This window comes from Pseudomonas sp. LFM046 (assembly GCF_000949385.2).
Lineage (GTDB): Bacteria > Pseudomonadota > Gammaproteobacteria > Pseudomonadales > Pseudomonadaceae > Metapseudomonas.
In genome coordinates this window covers 3,296,434-3,312,443 of record NZ_JYKO02000001.1, presented here as the reverse complement: position 1 = coordinate 3,312,443, position 16,010 = coordinate 3,296,434, and the positions used below count along the sequence as shown (strand labels likewise).

The window sequence follows — 16,010 nt, the reverse complement described above, 5'->3', positions numbered from 1 at the left end:
AGTGTAGTGCGCGGCCAGCGGGGGCAGCAATTGCAGCCGGAAAACAAATTCAGCAAGCGGGCATGAGCGTGGGGTCCACTCGGCAGACCTGCGGCCCGCCTGGCGGCTAAAGGTCGGTACGGGAATGCTGCCGGGATTCACGAGCGCCGCTTTGAATTGGACTAGGCTGCAACTGCCGGGCGCTGGGGAAGCCCGGCCAAGAATTGCAGACGGGCCGGAGTGCGATGCATGGGTAAGCGGATCTACTGGTGGGGCGCGGCTGTCTTTGGGATTTTCTGGCTGGTGGTCTCCGCCGTCGCACAGGCGGTGGAGGAGACGGCGACGGTCACGGCGGCTCCCGCCGAACTGAAGATCGCCAATCGCAGCATCTTCACCTTTCGCGCCAGCCTGCTCGGTGAGTCGCCCGAGGTCCGCGCCAGGCGGGCCAAGGCCGTGATCGATGAAGTGCTCGATGGCACCGAAGACCTGAACGTCAGGCTCACTACCATCCAGAACAGCTACCTGGTGCTGCTGGGGGACCACCGGGCGTTCATCGTTTCAACCCAGGATGTCGACGCGCCCGATCGTTCGGTCCAGGAGGCAGCGGAGGATGCCGCGCAGCGTCTGCGCCAGGTGGTCGCGGAGTCCCAGGAGGCACGCAGCCTGCATTTCCTGTTGATCGCCGGCGGGCTGACCGTCGTGGCTACCCTGTTCTACATCGCGCTGTTGCGGCTGCTTTCCTGGGCCCACCAGCGAGCGTTGTCCTGGTTGCCGATGCGCATGCAGCAGCACACCCGTTCGCTGAAGATCGGCCAGACGCAACTGGTCGACTTCCGCAATTTCTTCCCACTGGTGAGGCGCTTGCTGGCCCTGCTGTATTGGTCGCTGGTGCTGCTGCTCACCTACCAATGGCTGACGTTCGTGCTGCAGCGCTTCCCCTATACCCGACCCTGGGGCGAGAGCCTCAACCAGTACCTTCTGGAGCTGGTTCGCTACCTGGTCGATGCCGTGGTGAGTGCTGTTCCGGGGATTGTCATCGCGCTGCTGATCTTCTTCATCGCGCGCGGTTTCAGTGCTTTCAGCAAGCGGCTTCTGGAGCGCCTGTCCCGGCCCGGCACCATCACCTGGCTCACCAAGGAGACGTTGCAGCCAACTACCCGGCTGACATCGCTGGCTATCTGGCTGTTCGCCGTGGCCATGGCCTATCCCTACCTCCCCGGCGCAGGGACCGAGGCGTTCAAGGGGCTGTCGGTGCTGATCGGCCTGATGATCTCCCTGGGGGCGTCGAGCGTGGTGGGGCAGGCTGCCGCGGGCCTGATCCTCACCTACACCCGGACGCTGCGCCCCGGCGAATTCGTGCGCGTTGGCGACTACGAAGGGACGGTGACCGAGGTTGGCATGTTCACCACCACCATCCGCACCGGCCTGGGTGAAGTGCTGACCCTGCCCAACTCGATGATCACCGGCTCGGTCACCAAGAATTACTCCCGCGTGGTGCAGGGCCAGGGCTACGTGGTGGATACCACGGTGACCATCGGCTATGACACGCCCTGGCGGCAGGTGGAGGCGATGCTCCTCGAGGCGGCGCAGCGCACGCCGGGCGTCCTGCAGATGCCACGGCCGCAGGTGTTCCAGACCGCGCTTTCGGATTTCTATCCCGAGTACCGGCTGGTGGCCCAGGCGGTGCCAAGTGAGCCTCGGCCGCGCGCGGAGTTGCTGACCATGCTCCACGCGAATATCCAGGACGTGTTCAACGAGTACGGCGTGCAGATCATGTCGCCGCACTACCTGGGGGACCCCGCAAACGCGAAATGGGTGCCCCGGGAACGCTGGTTCACGCCCCCGGCGCAGGCGCCCAGGCAGCAGGATGAAGCGTGATGAACGACTGACCGCGACCTCGGGAGATGCGGGGTGGACTTACCCTTCCCGCCGCTTCAGCTCCACGAACAACCCTTCCACCTTCTCCCGCGCCCAGGGCGTCTTGCGCAGAAAGCTCAGGCTGGACTTGATGCTGGGGTCGTTCTTGAAACAGCGGATGTCGATGCGTTTGGCGAGGCCTTCCCAGCCGTAGTGGGCGACCAGTTCGTTGAGCAGCTTTTCCAGGGTGATGCCGTGGAGCGGGTTGTTCGGTGTGGAGGTCATGTCTTGCCTTGGTGGTGATGGGCCGGAGCGCCTGGCGTATCCGGCCGAATGGAAGGGCGGGTGGGGAATTGCCGTTCAGGCCGAAGCCCGGCGGCCTGCGTGGGTGTCGACCGGCATCCTGGCCTCGAAGCCGAAGCGCTTGTGCAAGGTGGCGGCGCCCTTGGGCGTGAGGCGCAGCGCGCGGGAGTCCAGTTCCTTGGTGACCCAGCCACGGCGGACCATCAGTTCCAGCAACAGCGCCCCGAGCGCGCCGCCCAGGTGGGGTGTGCGCTGGCTCCAGTCCATGCAGGGGAAAGCGAGTCGGCGGCGCCGAACGTACAGGTCTTCCAGGTTCAGTCCCAACGCTTTGAAGCCTTCGGCGCCGGCCTCGGTCAGGCGGTAATCCTTGCCGTCCGCCTCGATCCAGCCGAGCGCCAGGATCGCGTCATGGAGCTTCACCGCCAGCTCGCCGGCGCAGTGGTCGTAGCAGGTGCGGGCGTAGCGCAGGGTGGAGGGCGTGCTGGGGCGGAACGTCGGGCGGGGACGGTCGGCCACTACCAGCAGGGCTTCCAGCGCCGCCGCCACCCGTCCGTTGGCCAGCCGGTAATAGCGGTGGCGGCCCTGCACCAGCATTTCCACCAGACCCTGGTCCCGCAGGCGGGTGAAGTGGGCACTGGCGGCGGAGGCGCTGATATCGGCCAGGGCAGAGAGTTCGGTGGCGGTCCGGGCATGGCCGTCCAGCAGGCTGCAGAGCATGCGCGCGCGGGCGGGGTCGGCGATGGCGCCGGCAACGGCGGACAGGTTGAGGTCGGCGATGTCATCCATGTTTCGACGAGGCCCGATGTGAGGAGGGAAGGGCCTGATGATACTGCCATCCATGGAACGGGTTGGAGATCGCGATGAAACGCACGGCGTTCTTCGGCAACAAGGCTGTGGGGGCCACTCTGTTACGTCAGCCTACGGTCGTCAGTTTCTAATCCACTCAGACGTCCAACCATTCCCGAAGCAGGTCGGTGGTGCGCTCCGGCGCTTCCAGGGGCGGGAGGTGGCCGCATTCCGGCAGGATCTCCAGGCGCGAGCCGGCGATGCGTTCGTGCATCAGGCGGGCTTCGGTCACGGGGGTGATCTGGTCGTCGGCGCCGACCACGATCAGGGTCGGGATGCGGATTGCTGCGAGCAGTGGCACGGCGTCGGCGCGGTCGATGATCGCCTGTTGCTGGCGGATGAAACCTTCCTTGCCCACGGCCGCCGCCATCTCCTGCACGGCCGCGGACACGTGGGAGCCCAGCCAGCGCGAATGGATCAGGCGCCGCATCAGTTGCGGGCTGACGCCGATGAAGCGGCCGCGATGGGCCAGTTCCAGCAGCCCCTTGCGGGTGGCCGCACGTTCGGCCGAGTCGAGGCTGGCCATGGTGTCGAACAGGGCCAGGCGCAGCACCCGTTCCGGGGCCTGGCGCAGGATTTCAAAGGCGACGTAACCCCCCATGGACAGTGCCGCAAGGGCGAAGCGGGGCGGGGCTTCGTCCAGCACACGGCGGGCCATGGCGGCGGTGCTGTCGTCACGGGTGAGGTCGGCGATCTGCACGTCCACCTGGCCGGCCAGGGCTTCGGCCTGTTGTGCCCAGAGGCGATGGTCGTTGAGCAGCCCGGGCAGCATCACCAGGGCGGGAGGGTTCACTTCCATAGGGAACTCGACGGGATTGCGTGGCGTGGGTAACGAGGGGGTGCCGGGCTATCGGGGCGCGGGCAGGCGCGGATTTTCCGGGATGGGCGCTGAAAAGGGGAAGACTTTTTTGTGCGTCCGCTGGCGGCTCGGACGCTCAAGTAGGATGGGTAGAGCGGAGCGAAACCCATGCTGTCGGCGCGGTGCCGATGGGGTTCGCAGGCTGACGGGTGCAACCGCGCGACGGCGCGGCAAAGCGCCTCAACCCCGCTCCAGGGCCTCGATCAGCCAGTCACAGAAGTTGCGGGTGAGCGGATCGCCTTCTCGATTGCGACGCACCAGCCAGCTCCAGTTCGGGCCGCGCACCGTCTGCTCTGTCATCGGCACCAGCCAACCCTGGGCCCGTAAATGGCCCGCCAGGAGGTGGCTGACCAGGGCAATGCCAAGTCCTTGACTGGCGGCATTGAGCAACAAACCGGGATCGGAGAAGTTCAGCCCCCGGCTTTGCTGGCCGACATCGACGCCGCCCTGCACCTGCCAGTGACTCCAGTCCATTTCACGCTCGCCATGCAGGGTCGTCCGTGCCTCGGCCGCCAGCTCCAGCAGGCTGGGATGGCAGGCCGGATACAGGCGGTCTTCCAGCAGTACGCGAAAACTGCATTCGGCCTGGGCGCTGAGGTCGTCGCGTACGGCGATGTCGATGGTTTGGGTGGCCATGTCCGGGGTTTCGTCGGTGGTCAGCAACCAGAGGTCGACCTGCGGGTGGCGCTGGTGGAAGTCCGCAAGCCGTGGTGCCAGCCAGTGTTGGGCGAAGGCGGGCGTCGTGTTGACCACCAGTTGGTTGGGCTTGCGGTACTGGTCCAGGCGGCGGATGCCTACGGCCAGTTGTTGCAGCAGCGATTGGGTGGTGCTGAGCAGGTCGAAGCCGGCATCGGTCAGCGCCACGCTGCGGCCATTGCGGAAGAACAGCGGCTGCTCGAGGTAGCTTTCCAGGCTGCGAATCTGCTGGCTGATGGCCGACTGGGTGAGGTGCAGCTCTTCGGCCGCCTTGTGGAAACTGCCGAGGCGGGCGGCGGCTTCGAAGCCGCGCAGGGCATTCAGGGGTGGCCAGTGTTTCAGCATGGCTGATAAGTCCTGCTAATCAGAAATCCGCAAAATCTATCGTTTGTTGCTGCACATTTACAGGCCTAGCATGCCAGCAACTACCACGGCCGTGGTTGCTCTGTGATAACAAAAACTTAATCAAGGCATTTGTATGCAAATCAACGATTCGCAGAACGGCTGGGTAATGCCCGCTGAATGGGCACCGCATGCCGCCACCTGGATGGCGTTCCCCCACAATCAGGCGCTCTGGGAAAACGGCTGGGGCGTGACCCTGGCTGACGTGCAGGTCGACTTTGCCCGCGTGGCCAACGCCATCGCCCGCTTCGAGCCGGTGATGATGGTGGTCGACCCCTCCGCTGTGGCCCGTGCCCGCGAGCTCTGTGGCCCGAACATCGAACTGGTCGAACTGGCGATCAACGACAGCTGGTGCCGCGACTCAGGCCCGAGCTTCGTCTGCCATCCGCGCCTGGGCGTGGCCGGCGTCAACTGGCGCTTCAATGCCTGGGGCGGAAAATCGGCCTTCGACCTGGATGAAAGCCTGGCCAGGCGCATTCTCGGCCACCAGGGCATGGAGTGCTTCGATACCGTGCTGGCCAACGAGGGCGGCGCCATCCACGTGGACGGGCAGGGCACCCTGATCACCACCGAATCCGTGCTGCTCAACGGCAATCGCAACCCCGGCATGAGCAAGGTGGAAATGGAGGAAATCTTCGCCCGCCTGCTGGGGGTGAAGAAGACCATCTGGCTGCCGGGCGATCCCGACTACGTCACCGGCGACATGACCGATGGCCACGTCGATGGCGTGTGCGCCTTTGCCAAGCCCGGCGCGCTGCTGGTGGACGCGACCCGCGATTCGTCCTCGGCCTACGCCGAAGTGGCGCGCGAGAACCGCCGCGCCCTGGAGCTTTCCACCGACGCGCAAGGGCGCCGCTTCGAGCTGCTCGAACTCTTTGAAGCCAGCGAAGCGGTGGATCGCGACGCCGAGGTGTTCTGTGCCTCCTACACCAACTTCTATATCGCCAACGGCGCGATCATCATGCCGGCCTACGGCATTGCCGCCGACGACGAAGCCGCCGCGACCCTGCGCCTGGCGTTCCCGGGCCGAGAAGTGGTGCCGGTGCGGATCAACCAACTGGCCCACGGCGGTGGTGGCGTGCACTGCATCACCCAGCAACAGCCGGCCTGGCCGCTGAAGGGGTGATGGGATGAGCATGCTGACCGTCGCCACCACCCAGTTCGCCTGCAGCTGGGACCTTGAAAGCAACCTCGACCAGGCCGAGCGCCTGGTGCGGGAGGCCGCCGCCAAGGGCGCGCAACTGATCCTCCTGCAGGAGCTGTTCGCCACCCCGTACTTCTGCATCGAGCAGGACCACAAGCACCTCGCCCTGGCCCAGGAATACGGCCGCAGTCCTGTGCTCAAACGCTTTGCCGACCTGGCTCGGGAGCTGGGCGTGGTGCTGCCGCTGAGCTGGTTCGAGCGCGCCGGCAACGCGTTCTTCAACTCCCTGGCCGTGGCCGATGCCGATGGCCGCCTGCTTGGGGTGTACCGCAAGACCCATATCCCCAACGCCATCGGCTACCAGGAGAAGGAGTACTTCAGCCCCGGCGATACCGGTTTCCGTGTCTGGGACACCGCCTACGGCCGGATCGGGGTCGGTATCTGCTGGGACCAGTGGTTCCCCGAAACCGCCCGCTGCCTGGCCCTGATGGGCGCCGAGGTGCTGCTCTATCCGACCGCCATCGGCTCGGAACCGGGGGCGGCAGCGCTGGATTCCCGCGATCACTGGCAGCTCACCCAGCGCGGCCACGCTGCCGCCAACATCCTCCCGGTGATTGCCGCCAACCGCGTCGGCGAGGAAGTGGCGACTACCGATGAACACCTGCGGATGCGCTTCTACGGCTCGTCGTTCATCACCGATCACAAGGGCAAGCTGCTGGCCGAAGCCGACCGCGACAGCACCGGCGTGCTGGTCCAGCGCCTCGACCTCGCCGCCATGCGCGAGGAGCGCCTCAACTGGGGCGTCTACCGCGATCGCCGCCCGGAAATGTACGGCCCGTTGCTGGGGCTGGATGGACGTCAAACCCATGAACGCTGGCAGCGCCAGGGAGCCTGAAGATGAATGCCATCAAGAAGTTGTTGATTGTCTCGCTGGGCGTGGGCCTGAGCTGTGCCGTCCAGGCCGAGGAGAAGGTCCTGCGCCTGTACAACTGGGCGGACTACTTCGCCCCGGACACCCTGAGCGCCTTCACCAAGGAAACCGGCATCCAGGTCATCTACGACGTGATGGACAGCAGCGAGACCCTGGAAGCGAAGATGATGTCCGGCCACAGCGGCTATGACCTGATCTTCCCCGGCGACACCGTGGCCGAACGCCTGATGCGCGCCGGCGCCCTGCAGAAGCTGGACCCGGGCAAGCTCGAACACCTGGATGACATCGAGCCTGGCCTGCGTACGTTGCAGACCCGCTACCCGTACTCGCGCCACGCCACGGTGCCCTATACCTGGGGCACCATCGGCCTGACGTACAACCAGGAAATGATCGACAAGCGCCTGGCCGGCGCGCCGGTCAACAGCCTGGACCTGATCGTCAAGCCTGAGCTGGCGGCGACATTTGCCGATTGCGGCATCTCGATGATCGACTCGCCCGACGAAGTGCTGGCGGTGGTGCTGAATTACCTCGGCCACGACCCGCGCAGCGCCAAGCCGGCCGAGCTGGCCGAGGCGGTGGCGCTGCTCCAGGGCATCAAGCCGTACATCCGCAAGTTCCAGTCGCAGCCGGTCACCCAACTGGTCAATGGCGACATCTGCCTGTCCCTCGGCTACAGCGGCGACATGACCCAGGCCCAGCGCGCTTCGGACGAGGCGGGCAAGCAGACGAACTTCCAGTACCGCGTACCGGTGCAAGGCACCACGGTGTGGATGGACACCATGGCCATCCCGGCCGATGCCCAGCACCCGGAATACGCCTACGCCCTTATCAACTTCATCATGCGCCCCGAGAACATGGCGGCGATCAGTAACGCCACCGGCTATCCCACCTCCAGCGCCAAGGCCAGGCCGATGGTGGACGCGGACATGCGCAACAACCCGGATATCTATGTCGATGAAGCGACCTACAAGAGGCTGATACCCGGCAAGGACATCCCGCAGCGAGACATGCGTGCGCGTATGCGTGCCTGGACCACCTTCAAGACCAGCCTCCACAACTGAATCCACCCACTGCCAGAGCGCGCGGGGCGCCACCCGGGCATGGGTTGCTGCGCCCCGCCATTACACCTGAGAGAGGATCTCCCATGTCGACTCGCCGTGATTTCATCAAACAGGTGATGGCTGCCAGCGGAATTGGCGCCGTCGCTTCCCTGGGCCTTGGCCTGGGCGCGGCCCGCGTTTCAGCGGCCCTTGCCAGCAGCTGGTTCATGCCCGACGAACACGGCCCGCAGGAGCGGGTGATCGTGGCGTTCGTGGCCGGCGGTGGCGGAATTCATTGCGTGACCAAGCACCTTCCGCTCGTTTGACGGTCGTCAGCTGGTCTCGCGGTCCGGTTGCGGATCACGGCTCGGTCAGCAGCCAGACGGCCAGGCTGATGCCTGCCAGGGTCAGTTCGATCACGTACAGCTCCTTCTGTTCAACGGTTCGGCGACTTCATCGTTTGCCAGGCCTGGGATTGTGCAGGGCAGGTGGCGTCTGTCCGGGAGCCATCGCGCTGACGATCAGATCGGTCAGGCAAGCGGCTGAGTCGGCCAGTCTGGAATGGCCGTGAATCGATTCGTTGGCGATCGCCTGTGCGGCACCGAGGATTCCCGTGCAGCGCAAGTGGAGCTGGTCCGGCGGCAGGCTGGAGTAAGGGGCGAGGGCGTCCTTGCAGATTGCCAGGTAGTCCTCGGTCGTCTGCCGCTGCACGGTTTCCGTCGCTTCACTGCTCTTCAATGCTGCCAGCAGTGCGAACCATTCCTTTCCGGCGCTGAGCGCGCTGGCCATGTAGGCGTGACTGATGGCGCGGGCAACCGCGTGCAGGTCAGGGGCGGCGCGCTTGAGCCTGTTCACCAGGGTCTCGACCTGGCGCCCATCGACTTGCTGACACAAGGCGATCAGCAAACCTGCCCGCGTTTCGAAGTGCCTGTACACGACGGTGTGGGTGATGCCCACGCGATGGGCGAGGGAAACAAGGGTCAACCCTTCCGTTCCCTGTTCGCTCACCATTTCCAATGCGGCGGCAAGCAGTTGGTCTCGACGCTGATATTTCGACAATCGCGTGCATTGATGCGTGGTCATATGCACCTCGAGCTTCATTGTCAGGCGGTTGGCCTGGGCCAGGGGTTTCTGAAACGCTACGCGCGGCGCCGTGAAGAACGCGTCAAGACGCCCTGGGAGCAGGACGAGTCGTTATCGAGTCATCCAGGTCAGGAGCCACACCGCAGCCACCAACCAGATCACCACGAAGACGCCTGCTGCCGCTCGGCTCACCGGGCGTGAAGCGGCCTGGGCGGCGGTTGCACGGTGTTCCTCCATCAACTCCACCGGAATCAATCGAACCACCAGCCAGATGCCAAAGGGCACGAGCACCAGATCGTCCAGATAGCCAAGGACCGGGATGAAGTCCGGGATCAGGTCAATGGGCGACAGGGCATAGGCGGCGACAACCAGGGCCAGCACCTTTGCCCACCAGGGCGTGCGCGGATCGCGAGCCGCCAGCCACAGCGCATGCACGTCCCGCTTTATCGTCCGGGCCCACTGTTTGAGGCGGGTGAGCAGTGACGATGATTGACCTTGCATGGTGCTTCCTTGGCAAAAGTGGGTGAGGGCGGACGATTCAGTTCTTGCGGAACGCGTAGAACAGGTTGGGCTCGCTGACGACGTAGAGATTGCCGTCCTTGTCCAGGGTGACGCCCTCCGGTTGCGGAGCAGAATGCTTCAGTTCGCTCAGCCAGCCAACCAGGTTGCGCGTGCTGACAATCTCGCCGTCGTCGGTCATTTCGAAGAGAAGCTTCGACTCGTCGCTGAGCAGGATCAGGTGCCGGGTCTTGGGATCGAAATGGATGTCAGACAGATCGGTCGCAAAGACCTTTTCGCCAATCCAGTCGGTCCGGTCGAGAATCTGGATGTGCATGCGGTGGTCCAGGCTGGAGCCGACGCCTGAAATCTCGTAGAGCTGCCGCGGGTTCTTTTCCTTCACCACGTACAGGCGGTCCTTTTCGGCATCGTAGGTCACGCCTTCAAAGCCTTTGTTGCCGTTCAGATTGATCCCCAGGGACAGCGTTTGCGCCTCGTCGAGGGCGATACTCTGCGGTGTTGCCGGCAACTGGAAAAAAGCCAGTTGCTGCGAGCGCTCATCACTGACCACCACGCGGCCCCCGCCCATATAGGCCACGCCTTCGACGTCGCCGAACCCGTCCAGCGGATACCGCCCGATGACATCGCCCGACTTGCTCAGGGCGAGGAGTTCCGTCGGTCCGCCATTGATCACCGCGAGCAGGCGATCCTCGTCGTAGTCGTAGGCCACCGAAGAAAGGTTCCTGTCGATGCCCTTGACCGGTTTGGCGTCGATGTAGGCCCTGTAGTCCGCCAGCGAGATGTTCGTTCCCGGCGCAGCTGCGGCGCTCAGGCCGCTCCTGATATCGAATTCCAGTCGTTCATCCCAATGCTGGTGTTCGGAAATGGCCAGGCCCGCGCCGGTACCCAGAAACCCCACCACCAACCATAGCTTTGCGGTGCGACTCATCGCCGATAGGCCACGGAACGGGAAGGGACGATTGGCTGCGCTGGTCATCAAGCGGTACTCCGGGCAGGGCAATGCAGAGTGGACTCGCCGTCGTTGGTGCGGCTGCTGGAGACGGCAGGGGAGGCCATCCATCTGCGGGCAGAAGAGCGTACTGTGCGCGCAGCTGCGTGAAGAACGTGTCAACGCTCAAGCAGCTTGCCCGTGCGCCAGCGATGCCGCGTCTTGACGCGTTCTTGACGCCGATCGGTACAGAGTGCCGCCATCCGGTGCTGATCGGTCGCCAAACCCTGGAACACCTGGGGGCCGTGGACGTTTCCCGTACCTTCACCACTGAGCCCACGTGCGGCGAGGGTGCGTGATGCTCGCCGCCGTCACACGCTGTTGAGGCTGAACCATACTCAGCGCCATGCGGTGGTGGATGACCAGAACGACTTTGAATCCATCGAATCCTCGACCTACTTCGCCTTGACCGTGATCTTTCTCGGCGGCATCGCCTTGGCGCTGCTGATCGGTCGGGCCAGTGCGAGCCGCGTGATTCTGCCCCTGACCAACCTGGCGAGCGCCGTGGAGGTCGGTCAGCAGGACGAGGCGCTTCCGGGGCTCGATTCGCGGGACGAAATCGGCGTGCTGGCCCGTGCCATCGAGGATCGCACCAACCAGTTGAGCCTGGCCCTGCAACGGGAGCGCTGGTTCACCGCTGACGTCAGTCACGAATTGCGCACCCCGCTGACGATCATGCTTGGGGCGGCTGAAGTCCCGGCAAGGCGCCTGAAGATCAGCCGGAACTGTTGCTGATGACTGACCGCATTCGGCGCAATGCGTCCGACGCGGCGCAGCAGGTTGCCGCCTTGCTGCAACTGGCGAGGATTCCGGAGAGCAGCCACCTCATGCGCGTGCCGCTGCGGCAGTTGATCGAGCACGAGGTGGAGCCTTGCCAGCCGTTGCTGCGAGACAAGCCGCTGACCATCGAGGTGGACGCTCCGGAGGAAGTGACCGTGCAGGCCATCCCGGACCTGGTGGCCATCGCCGTCGGCAATCTGTTGCGCAATGCCTGCCTGCATACCGAGCTGGGGGGGCATCACGGTCCATCTGGACGCCAATGCCATTGCCGTCGAGGACAATGGCCCCGGCTTGCCCGAAGCAGTGAAAGCGCGTCTGTTCGACCGTTTCGTGCATGCGCGCGAAGACGCGCCGAATGGCTCGTGGCTGGGCCTGTCCATCGTCAAACGGGTTGTCGACCACCTGGGCTGGACGGTGTCGCACACCCATCGCGCTGAGGGCGGCAGCCGGTTCTAGCTGCAGTTCCATCGGGACAATGACCAGCGCGTGGTGGAACTTTGTCGCATGACCCCCCACAAGCTCCACGGCGCTTTGACCTCACGCGCAGCAACGAGCCGATCGACCCTTTCCGGGTATCAGGGGCACGATCGACGGCGAATTTTGTTTGAACTGCGCGATTTCCCCTCGACTCAACTGTATTGACGGCCGACGCCGGTATGCGTCGGCCCATCTGGTACAGGGATGCCCTGCGAGCAAGGCGCGCGTCACCGCCAACGACGCGTGAGTTGAGAGGTCGAAATGCGTGTTCTCGTCCGTCACACCAGCGCATCCATCCGCACCTACGGCAACGTCACCCTCCGCGCACCGGCCGCTTTGGCATGCTCCGCATTCTGTAATAGCAATTGGTTCTCCGCCCCGAGCGAAAGCGGGCCAAGGTTCTGACCAATGGAACCCGGGCAGGCCAGCGAGGGGCGATACTGTCAATTTGACGGCACGGTAATGGCAAATCGGATGGTGCTTCCGCCCATTTCCTGGATGCACAGGTCTTTGGAGGAAGGAGGCGTGATGAAAACTGCAGCCACGGGACAAACACGAAGAACAGGGAAAGAACAACAACGCTCGGCAGGCGCGAGACGGACCTTCTTCATGCTCACAGCGGCCGCCAGTGTGGCAGATCGTCCTTCCCGACATCGTGTCTGTCCGCTTCTGGCGAATTCCTCGACCACCTGTACCGCAACCCAGTGAGGTGGACCCCATGTCAAAGAGTCTCAGGGACTGGCTGGCGACCGACATATCCCCAATCAAGGACCAGCCGATCAGCTGGATCTCACAGCATCACTTTTTTCGAGACCCCGTCCGTCCCGCCTATTCGGACATGAGTTATTTCTTTTCGCCGGCCGACGGCATCATCCTCTACCAGAAAACGGTACGGGGCGATGAAAGCATCATCGATATAAAAGGGCGCCCCTATTCGTTGCAGGATGCCCTGCGGGACCCGGGATACGAGGCGGAAAGTCTGGTCATCGGCATCTTCATGACCATGTACGACGTCCACGTCAATCGTGTTCCCTATCCCGGGCGGCTGTCGTATCGGGAACTGGACCCCATCGATACGATCAACCATCCGATGCTCGATGTAGAGACAAGCCTTCTGGAAGATCTTGGCATTGCGCCGGACATGCTGGATTACCTTCATCACAACCAGCGTATGGTCAATCGGATCGACTCGCCTGAACTTGGCCTTAGCTACTTTGTGCTTCAAATCGCCGACTACGATGTCGATTGCATAACGCCTTTCACCCTGAAACAGCATCATGCTGTCTACCAGGGAGAGCGCTTCTCCCAGATTCGCTATGGCTCGCAAGTGGACCTGATCGTGCCGCTTTCGTCCCGCTTCGTGTTCGAGACGCTGCAGAGTACCGGCGACCATGTTGAGGCGGGCGTCGATGCGCTGATACGTATTTCAGAAAGCAAGCACACCTCTTCAAGCGCTGAAGAAGACTTTCCGTATGCCGTGAAATACGGTGCTTCCGTTCCACACGTTTCGCAATGAAACGGATCAACCTCGCCGGTGCGGGGTACGCCGGAAACGCAAGGAGTTGTTCCTGATGGAGATGGATCAGTTGGTACCGTGGCAGGGATCGATCGCCCTGATCGAGCCACATTCCATCCTTAACTTGACAGGAGAGCTCTGCCATGAAACCTCTGGCGACCCTTACTGCAGACGAAGCGCGGAATACTCTGAACCCAGCGATTGGCCTGGAGCCGGGAGCGCTGGAACCTGAACTGGAGGAAGTGGAAATCAGCTTTGGCAAGGAGGCCAGACAACCAGTGCTCAAGTCGGTATCGCCCTGGCTTAATCCCACCCAGCTGGAGCGGCCCAGCTTCCTGCTGAACTTCCCGTTTTCCTATTCGACTGAGGAACCCAACAACTCCTGGATGACGGAAATGTCGGAACAGGATCGCCAACCGGATTTTGTCAGGGCCTGCATCCAGTTCTATGAGTTGTACCGCTATATCAGTGCGGAGGCGCTGGTTTATATCCTGCCGACGCCGCATGTTTCCGGGCTGCAGGACCTGTTGTACACGGCGAATCTTGGCATCGTTCTCGAGCATCTATCGGACAGGAATACGGTCGTGATCTCGAACTTCACGTCCAAGCCGCGCCGTGGCGAAACGGCGGTTGGCGTCAGTTTTTTCCAGAGCATGGGATATGACGTCTATGTGCCGGCGACCAAGTTCGAAGGGGAGGCGGAGCTGAAACACCTGTACGGCAATCATTACATTGGTGGCTATGGACTCCGGTCTGAAAAGGAAACCTATGACTGGATGGAAGAAAAGTTCGATATGAAGATCGTCAAGCTGCCCATGACCGATCCCTATCTCTACCATCTCGATTGCGTGGTATTTCCGATTACCCGCGAGAACACGCTGGTCTGCACCGAACTGCTTGAAAAGCAGAAGATTGCCGAGCTCGAACGCCTGACCAATATCATTGATGTCAGCCTCGATGACTGTTACTCCGGTATCTGCAACTCCGTACGTTTGCCAAGCCTGGTGCTGAACTCATCGCACATTCATTCGCTGAAGGCAGGCACGGAGGAATACGCCGAAGAAGTCCGCAAGAATCGCAGGTTGGAAGATATCGCTGCCGACCTGGCACTGGAGGTCAGTTATTTCAATCTGAGCGAATTCCACAAGAGCGGTGCGCTGCTGTCCTGCATGGTCATGCACTTGAATCGTCATTGCTACAAGATCGCGCTGACCGCCTGATGTAACCGGTGAGCATGCGATCGTGGCGAACGGCAATCTGTCGAAAGTGCTGTGGAGGCTCTCGCTGCCGATCATCTTCGTCGAGGCCTCCGAAACGTTCGACCACCTGATCGATACCGTGTTTCTGGCAAGGGTCGGTGTGACCGAGCTGGGGGCGATCGCCGTAACCGATTCGGTCTTGCTGTTTTTCCTGGTCCTGCCGCTCGGGCTGGTGGACGGCATTCAGATCCTCACTGCGCGACGTGCGGGCCAGCGCCGCCCCGAGGCGGTCGGCGCCATCTTCAGCCAAGGGCTGATACTGGTACTGCTGATCTGCCTCGCGCTGACGGTGCTGCTCAAGCTGCTCTCGCCGGTGATGACCTACTGGTTTGTCACGTCCGACGAGGTGGGGGTTCTGCTGGATGACTACCTCCAGATCGAAGCCTATGGCCTGGTGTTCATCGGCGCGACGTTCGCCTACAGCGCTCTGCTGGTCAGCATCGGCCGCTCGCGAGCCCTGGTGCCCGCCACGCTGTTGCTGGTGGGGACCGATGTGCTGCTGAATTACCTGTTCATCTTTGGCAACTTCGGCTTGCCCGCCCTTGGCATGCGAGGCGCCGCGGTGGGCTCGGTGGGCGCGGAGATCGTTACCTTCCTCTTCCTCACCGCCTACCTGTGGCGCCTCGATACGGGCCGGTACCGGTTCTTCCGCTGGCCGAAATTCGAGCGCCGAACCGTGCAGCGGCTGAGCCTCCTGGCTTCGCCGATCGCGCTACAAGGCGGGGTGGAGACGCTGCGCTGGTTTCTGTTCTTCCTGATTCTCGAATCAATGAGTACCGAGGCGCTGGCGATCGGCAATGTCGTGTTCACCTGCTACATCGTCTTCCTGATTCCGACCGAGGGCCTCTGCGAGGCGACCTGTTCGCTGGTCAGCCGCTACATCGGACGTGATTGGTCGCAGAAGATCGACGGCATCCTGCGCCATGCCATCAGCGGGGCGTTGCTGGTCACCGGGCCGTTTGTGGCGGTTGCGCTGCTGGCGCCGCAGTGGCTGGTATCGGTCTTCTTTCCCGAGGCAGGTGGGCTGGAGCAGAGCAGCATCAGCCTGCAGGTCGTCGCGCTCGCCATGCTGATAGCCATCCCGGCGGAGATCTGGTTCACCGCGGTGATTGGCACGGGTGACACTGCGGCGGCATTTGTCATCGAAGTGTTCATTTCATTCGCCATGCTGGGCTTTGCCTACATCGCCGCCGTCTACCTGGCCTGGCCGGTGGCAACGGTCTGGCTTGCACTGCCACTGGCATGCCTGGTCAACCTGGTCTTTTCCTATGGCTGGATGAAGTCCGGCATCTGGAAACGCATTGAAGCGTGATTCGGGGGCGACAGCGCGC

Annotated in this window: 16 protein-coding genes and 3 pseudogenes; 12 read left to right on the top strand and 7 right to left on the bottom strand. The window is 63.1% G+C overall.

Going from position 1 to position 16,010, the window contains the following annotated elements:
• Positions 1 to 228 precede the first annotated feature (228 nt).
• The gene (locus TQ98_RS15190) at positions 229 to 1,857 is read left to right on the top strand and encodes a mechanosensitive ion channel domain-containing protein (protein ID WP_044874421.1); all 1,629 of its coding nucleotides are present in this window, start codon (positions 229 to 231) and stop codon (positions 1,855 to 1,857) included.
• A gap of 39 nt (positions 1,858 to 1,896) precedes the next feature.
• Here the strand turns inward: TQ98_RS15190 and TQ98_RS15185 are convergent, their stop codons facing one another.
• The 4 genes from TQ98_RS15185 to TQ98_RS15170 form a co-directional block, all read right to left on the bottom strand.
• Positions 1,897 to 2,121 (bottom strand): VF530 family protein, encoded by a 225-nt coding sequence (locus tag TQ98_RS15185; protein WP_044874422.1) that lies wholly within the window; start codon positions 2,119 to 2,121, stop codon positions 1,897 to 1,899.
• 75 nt (positions 2,122 to 2,196) lie between these two features.
• Positions 2,197 to 2,925: a helix-turn-helix transcriptional regulator gene (locus TQ98_RS15180; protein WP_044874423.1), complete on the bottom strand. Its 729-nt coding sequence runs from the start codon at positions 2,923 to 2,925 to the stop codon at positions 2,197 to 2,199.
• Between the two features lie 157 nt (positions 2,926 to 3,082).
• A complete protein-coding gene (locus TQ98_RS15175) occupies positions 3,083 to 3,784 on the bottom strand; it encodes an alpha/beta fold hydrolase (protein WP_044874424.1) in 702 nt (233 codons plus the stop codon).
• Positions 3,785 to 4,024: 240 nt separating this feature from the next.
• Positions 4,025 to 4,885 (bottom strand): LysR substrate-binding domain-containing protein, encoded by an 861-nt coding sequence (locus TQ98_RS15170; RefSeq protein ID WP_044874425.1) that lies wholly within the window; start codon positions 4,883 to 4,885, stop codon positions 4,025 to 4,027.
• Positions 4,886 to 5,018: 133 nt separating this feature from the next.
• Between TQ98_RS15170 and TQ98_RS15165 the strand changes: the two genes are divergently transcribed.
• From TQ98_RS15165 to TQ98_RS15150, 4 genes and pseudogenes are all read left to right on the top strand, one after another.
• Positions 5,019 to 6,068 carry an agmatine deiminase family protein gene (locus tag TQ98_RS15165; protein ID WP_044874426.1) on the top strand — a complete coding sequence of 350 codons (1,050 nt, stop codon included), beginning with the start codon at positions 5,019 to 5,021 and terminating at the stop codon, positions 6,066 to 6,068.
• Between the two features lie 4 nt (positions 6,069 to 6,072).
• The gene (aguB, locus tag TQ98_RS15160) at positions 6,073 to 6,981 is read left to right on the top strand and encodes an N-carbamoylputrescine amidase (RefSeq protein ID WP_044874427.1); all 909 of its coding nucleotides are present in this window, start codon (positions 6,073 to 6,075) and stop codon (positions 6,979 to 6,981) included.
• 2 nt (positions 6,982 to 6,983) lie between these two features.
• The gene (locus tag TQ98_RS15155; protein WP_044874428.1) at positions 6,984 to 8,078 is read left to right on the top strand and encodes an extracellular solute-binding protein; all 1,095 of its coding nucleotides are present in this window, start codon (positions 6,984 to 6,986) and stop codon (positions 8,076 to 8,078) included.
• Positions 8,079 to 8,161: 83 nt separating this feature from the next.
• Positions 8,162 to 8,296, top strand: a pseudogene (locus tag TQ98_RS15150) (agmatine deiminase family protein); the annotation flags it as partial.
• A gap of 214 nt (positions 8,297 to 8,510) precedes the next feature.
• Here TQ98_RS15150 and TQ98_RS15145 read toward each other — a convergent pair.
• The 3 genes from TQ98_RS15145 to TQ98_RS15135 all read right to left on the bottom strand — a co-directional run bounded on the left by TQ98_RS15145 (position 8,511) and on the right by TQ98_RS15135 (position 10,635).
• Positions 8,511 to 9,140: a TetR/AcrR family transcriptional regulator gene (locus tag TQ98_RS15145; protein WP_044874704.1), complete on the bottom strand. Its 630-nt coding sequence runs from the start codon at positions 9,138 to 9,140 to the stop codon at positions 8,511 to 8,513.
• A gap of 111 nt (positions 9,141 to 9,251) precedes the next feature.
• The gene (locus tag TQ98_RS15140) at positions 9,252 to 9,641 is read right to left on the bottom strand and encodes a YkvA family protein (protein ID WP_044874430.1); all 390 of its coding nucleotides are present in this window, start codon (positions 9,639 to 9,641) and stop codon (positions 9,252 to 9,254) included.
• Between the two features lie 37 nt (positions 9,642 to 9,678).
• A complete protein-coding gene (locus tag TQ98_RS15135) occupies positions 9,679 to 10,635 on the bottom strand; it encodes an SdiA-regulated domain-containing protein (protein WP_052659236.1) in 957 nt (318 codons plus the stop codon).
• 212 nt (positions 10,636 to 10,847) lie between these two features.
• On the opposite strand from TQ98_RS15135, the pseudogene TQ98_RS15130 reads away from it, so the two are divergent.
• From TQ98_RS15130 to TQ98_RS15100, 7 genes and pseudogenes are all read left to right on the top strand, one after another.
• A pseudogene (locus TQ98_RS15130) lies at positions 10,848 to 10,946 on the top strand (ATP-dependent zinc protease); the annotation flags it as partial.
• Positions 10,939 to 11,382, top strand: coding sequence for a histidine kinase dimerization/phospho-acceptor domain-containing protein (locus TQ98_RS15125; RefSeq protein WP_146036021.1), 444 nt, complete (start codon positions 10,939 to 10,941; stop codon positions 11,380 to 11,382). The pseudogene TQ98_RS15130 and the gene TQ98_RS15125, both read left to right, overlap by 8 nt.
• Positions 11,382 to 11,864, top strand: coding sequence for a hypothetical protein (locus TQ98_RS28140; protein WP_242443130.1), 483 nt, complete (start codon positions 11,382 to 11,384; stop codon positions 11,862 to 11,864). Before TQ98_RS15125 ends, TQ98_RS28140 begins: the two co-directional genes overlap by 1 nt.
• Positions 11,865 to 12,622: 758 nt before the next feature.
• Entirely contained in the window at positions 12,623 to 13,420 is a 798-nt protein-coding gene (locus TQ98_RS15115) for a phosphatidylserine decarboxylase (RefSeq protein ID WP_082073284.1), read from the top strand.
• Positions 13,417 to 13,532: pseudogene (locus tag TQ98_RS27910) on the top strand (IS5/IS1182 family transposase); the annotation flags it as partial. The gene TQ98_RS15115 and the pseudogene TQ98_RS27910, both read left to right, overlap by 4 nt.
• A 31-nt stretch (positions 13,533 to 13,563) precedes the next feature.
• On the top strand, positions 13,564 to 14,640 hold the full coding sequence (locus tag TQ98_RS15105) for an arginine deiminase-related protein (protein WP_146036020.1): 1,077 nt from the start codon (positions 13,564 to 13,566) through the stop codon (positions 14,638 to 14,640).
• A gap of 22 nt (positions 14,641 to 14,662) precedes the next feature.
• Positions 14,663 to 15,991: an MATE family efflux transporter gene (locus tag TQ98_RS15100; RefSeq protein ID WP_044874431.1), complete on the top strand. Its 1,329-nt coding sequence runs from the start codon at positions 14,663 to 14,665 to the stop codon at positions 15,989 to 15,991.
• The last annotated feature ends 19 nt before the right edge of the window (positions 15,992 to 16,010 follow it).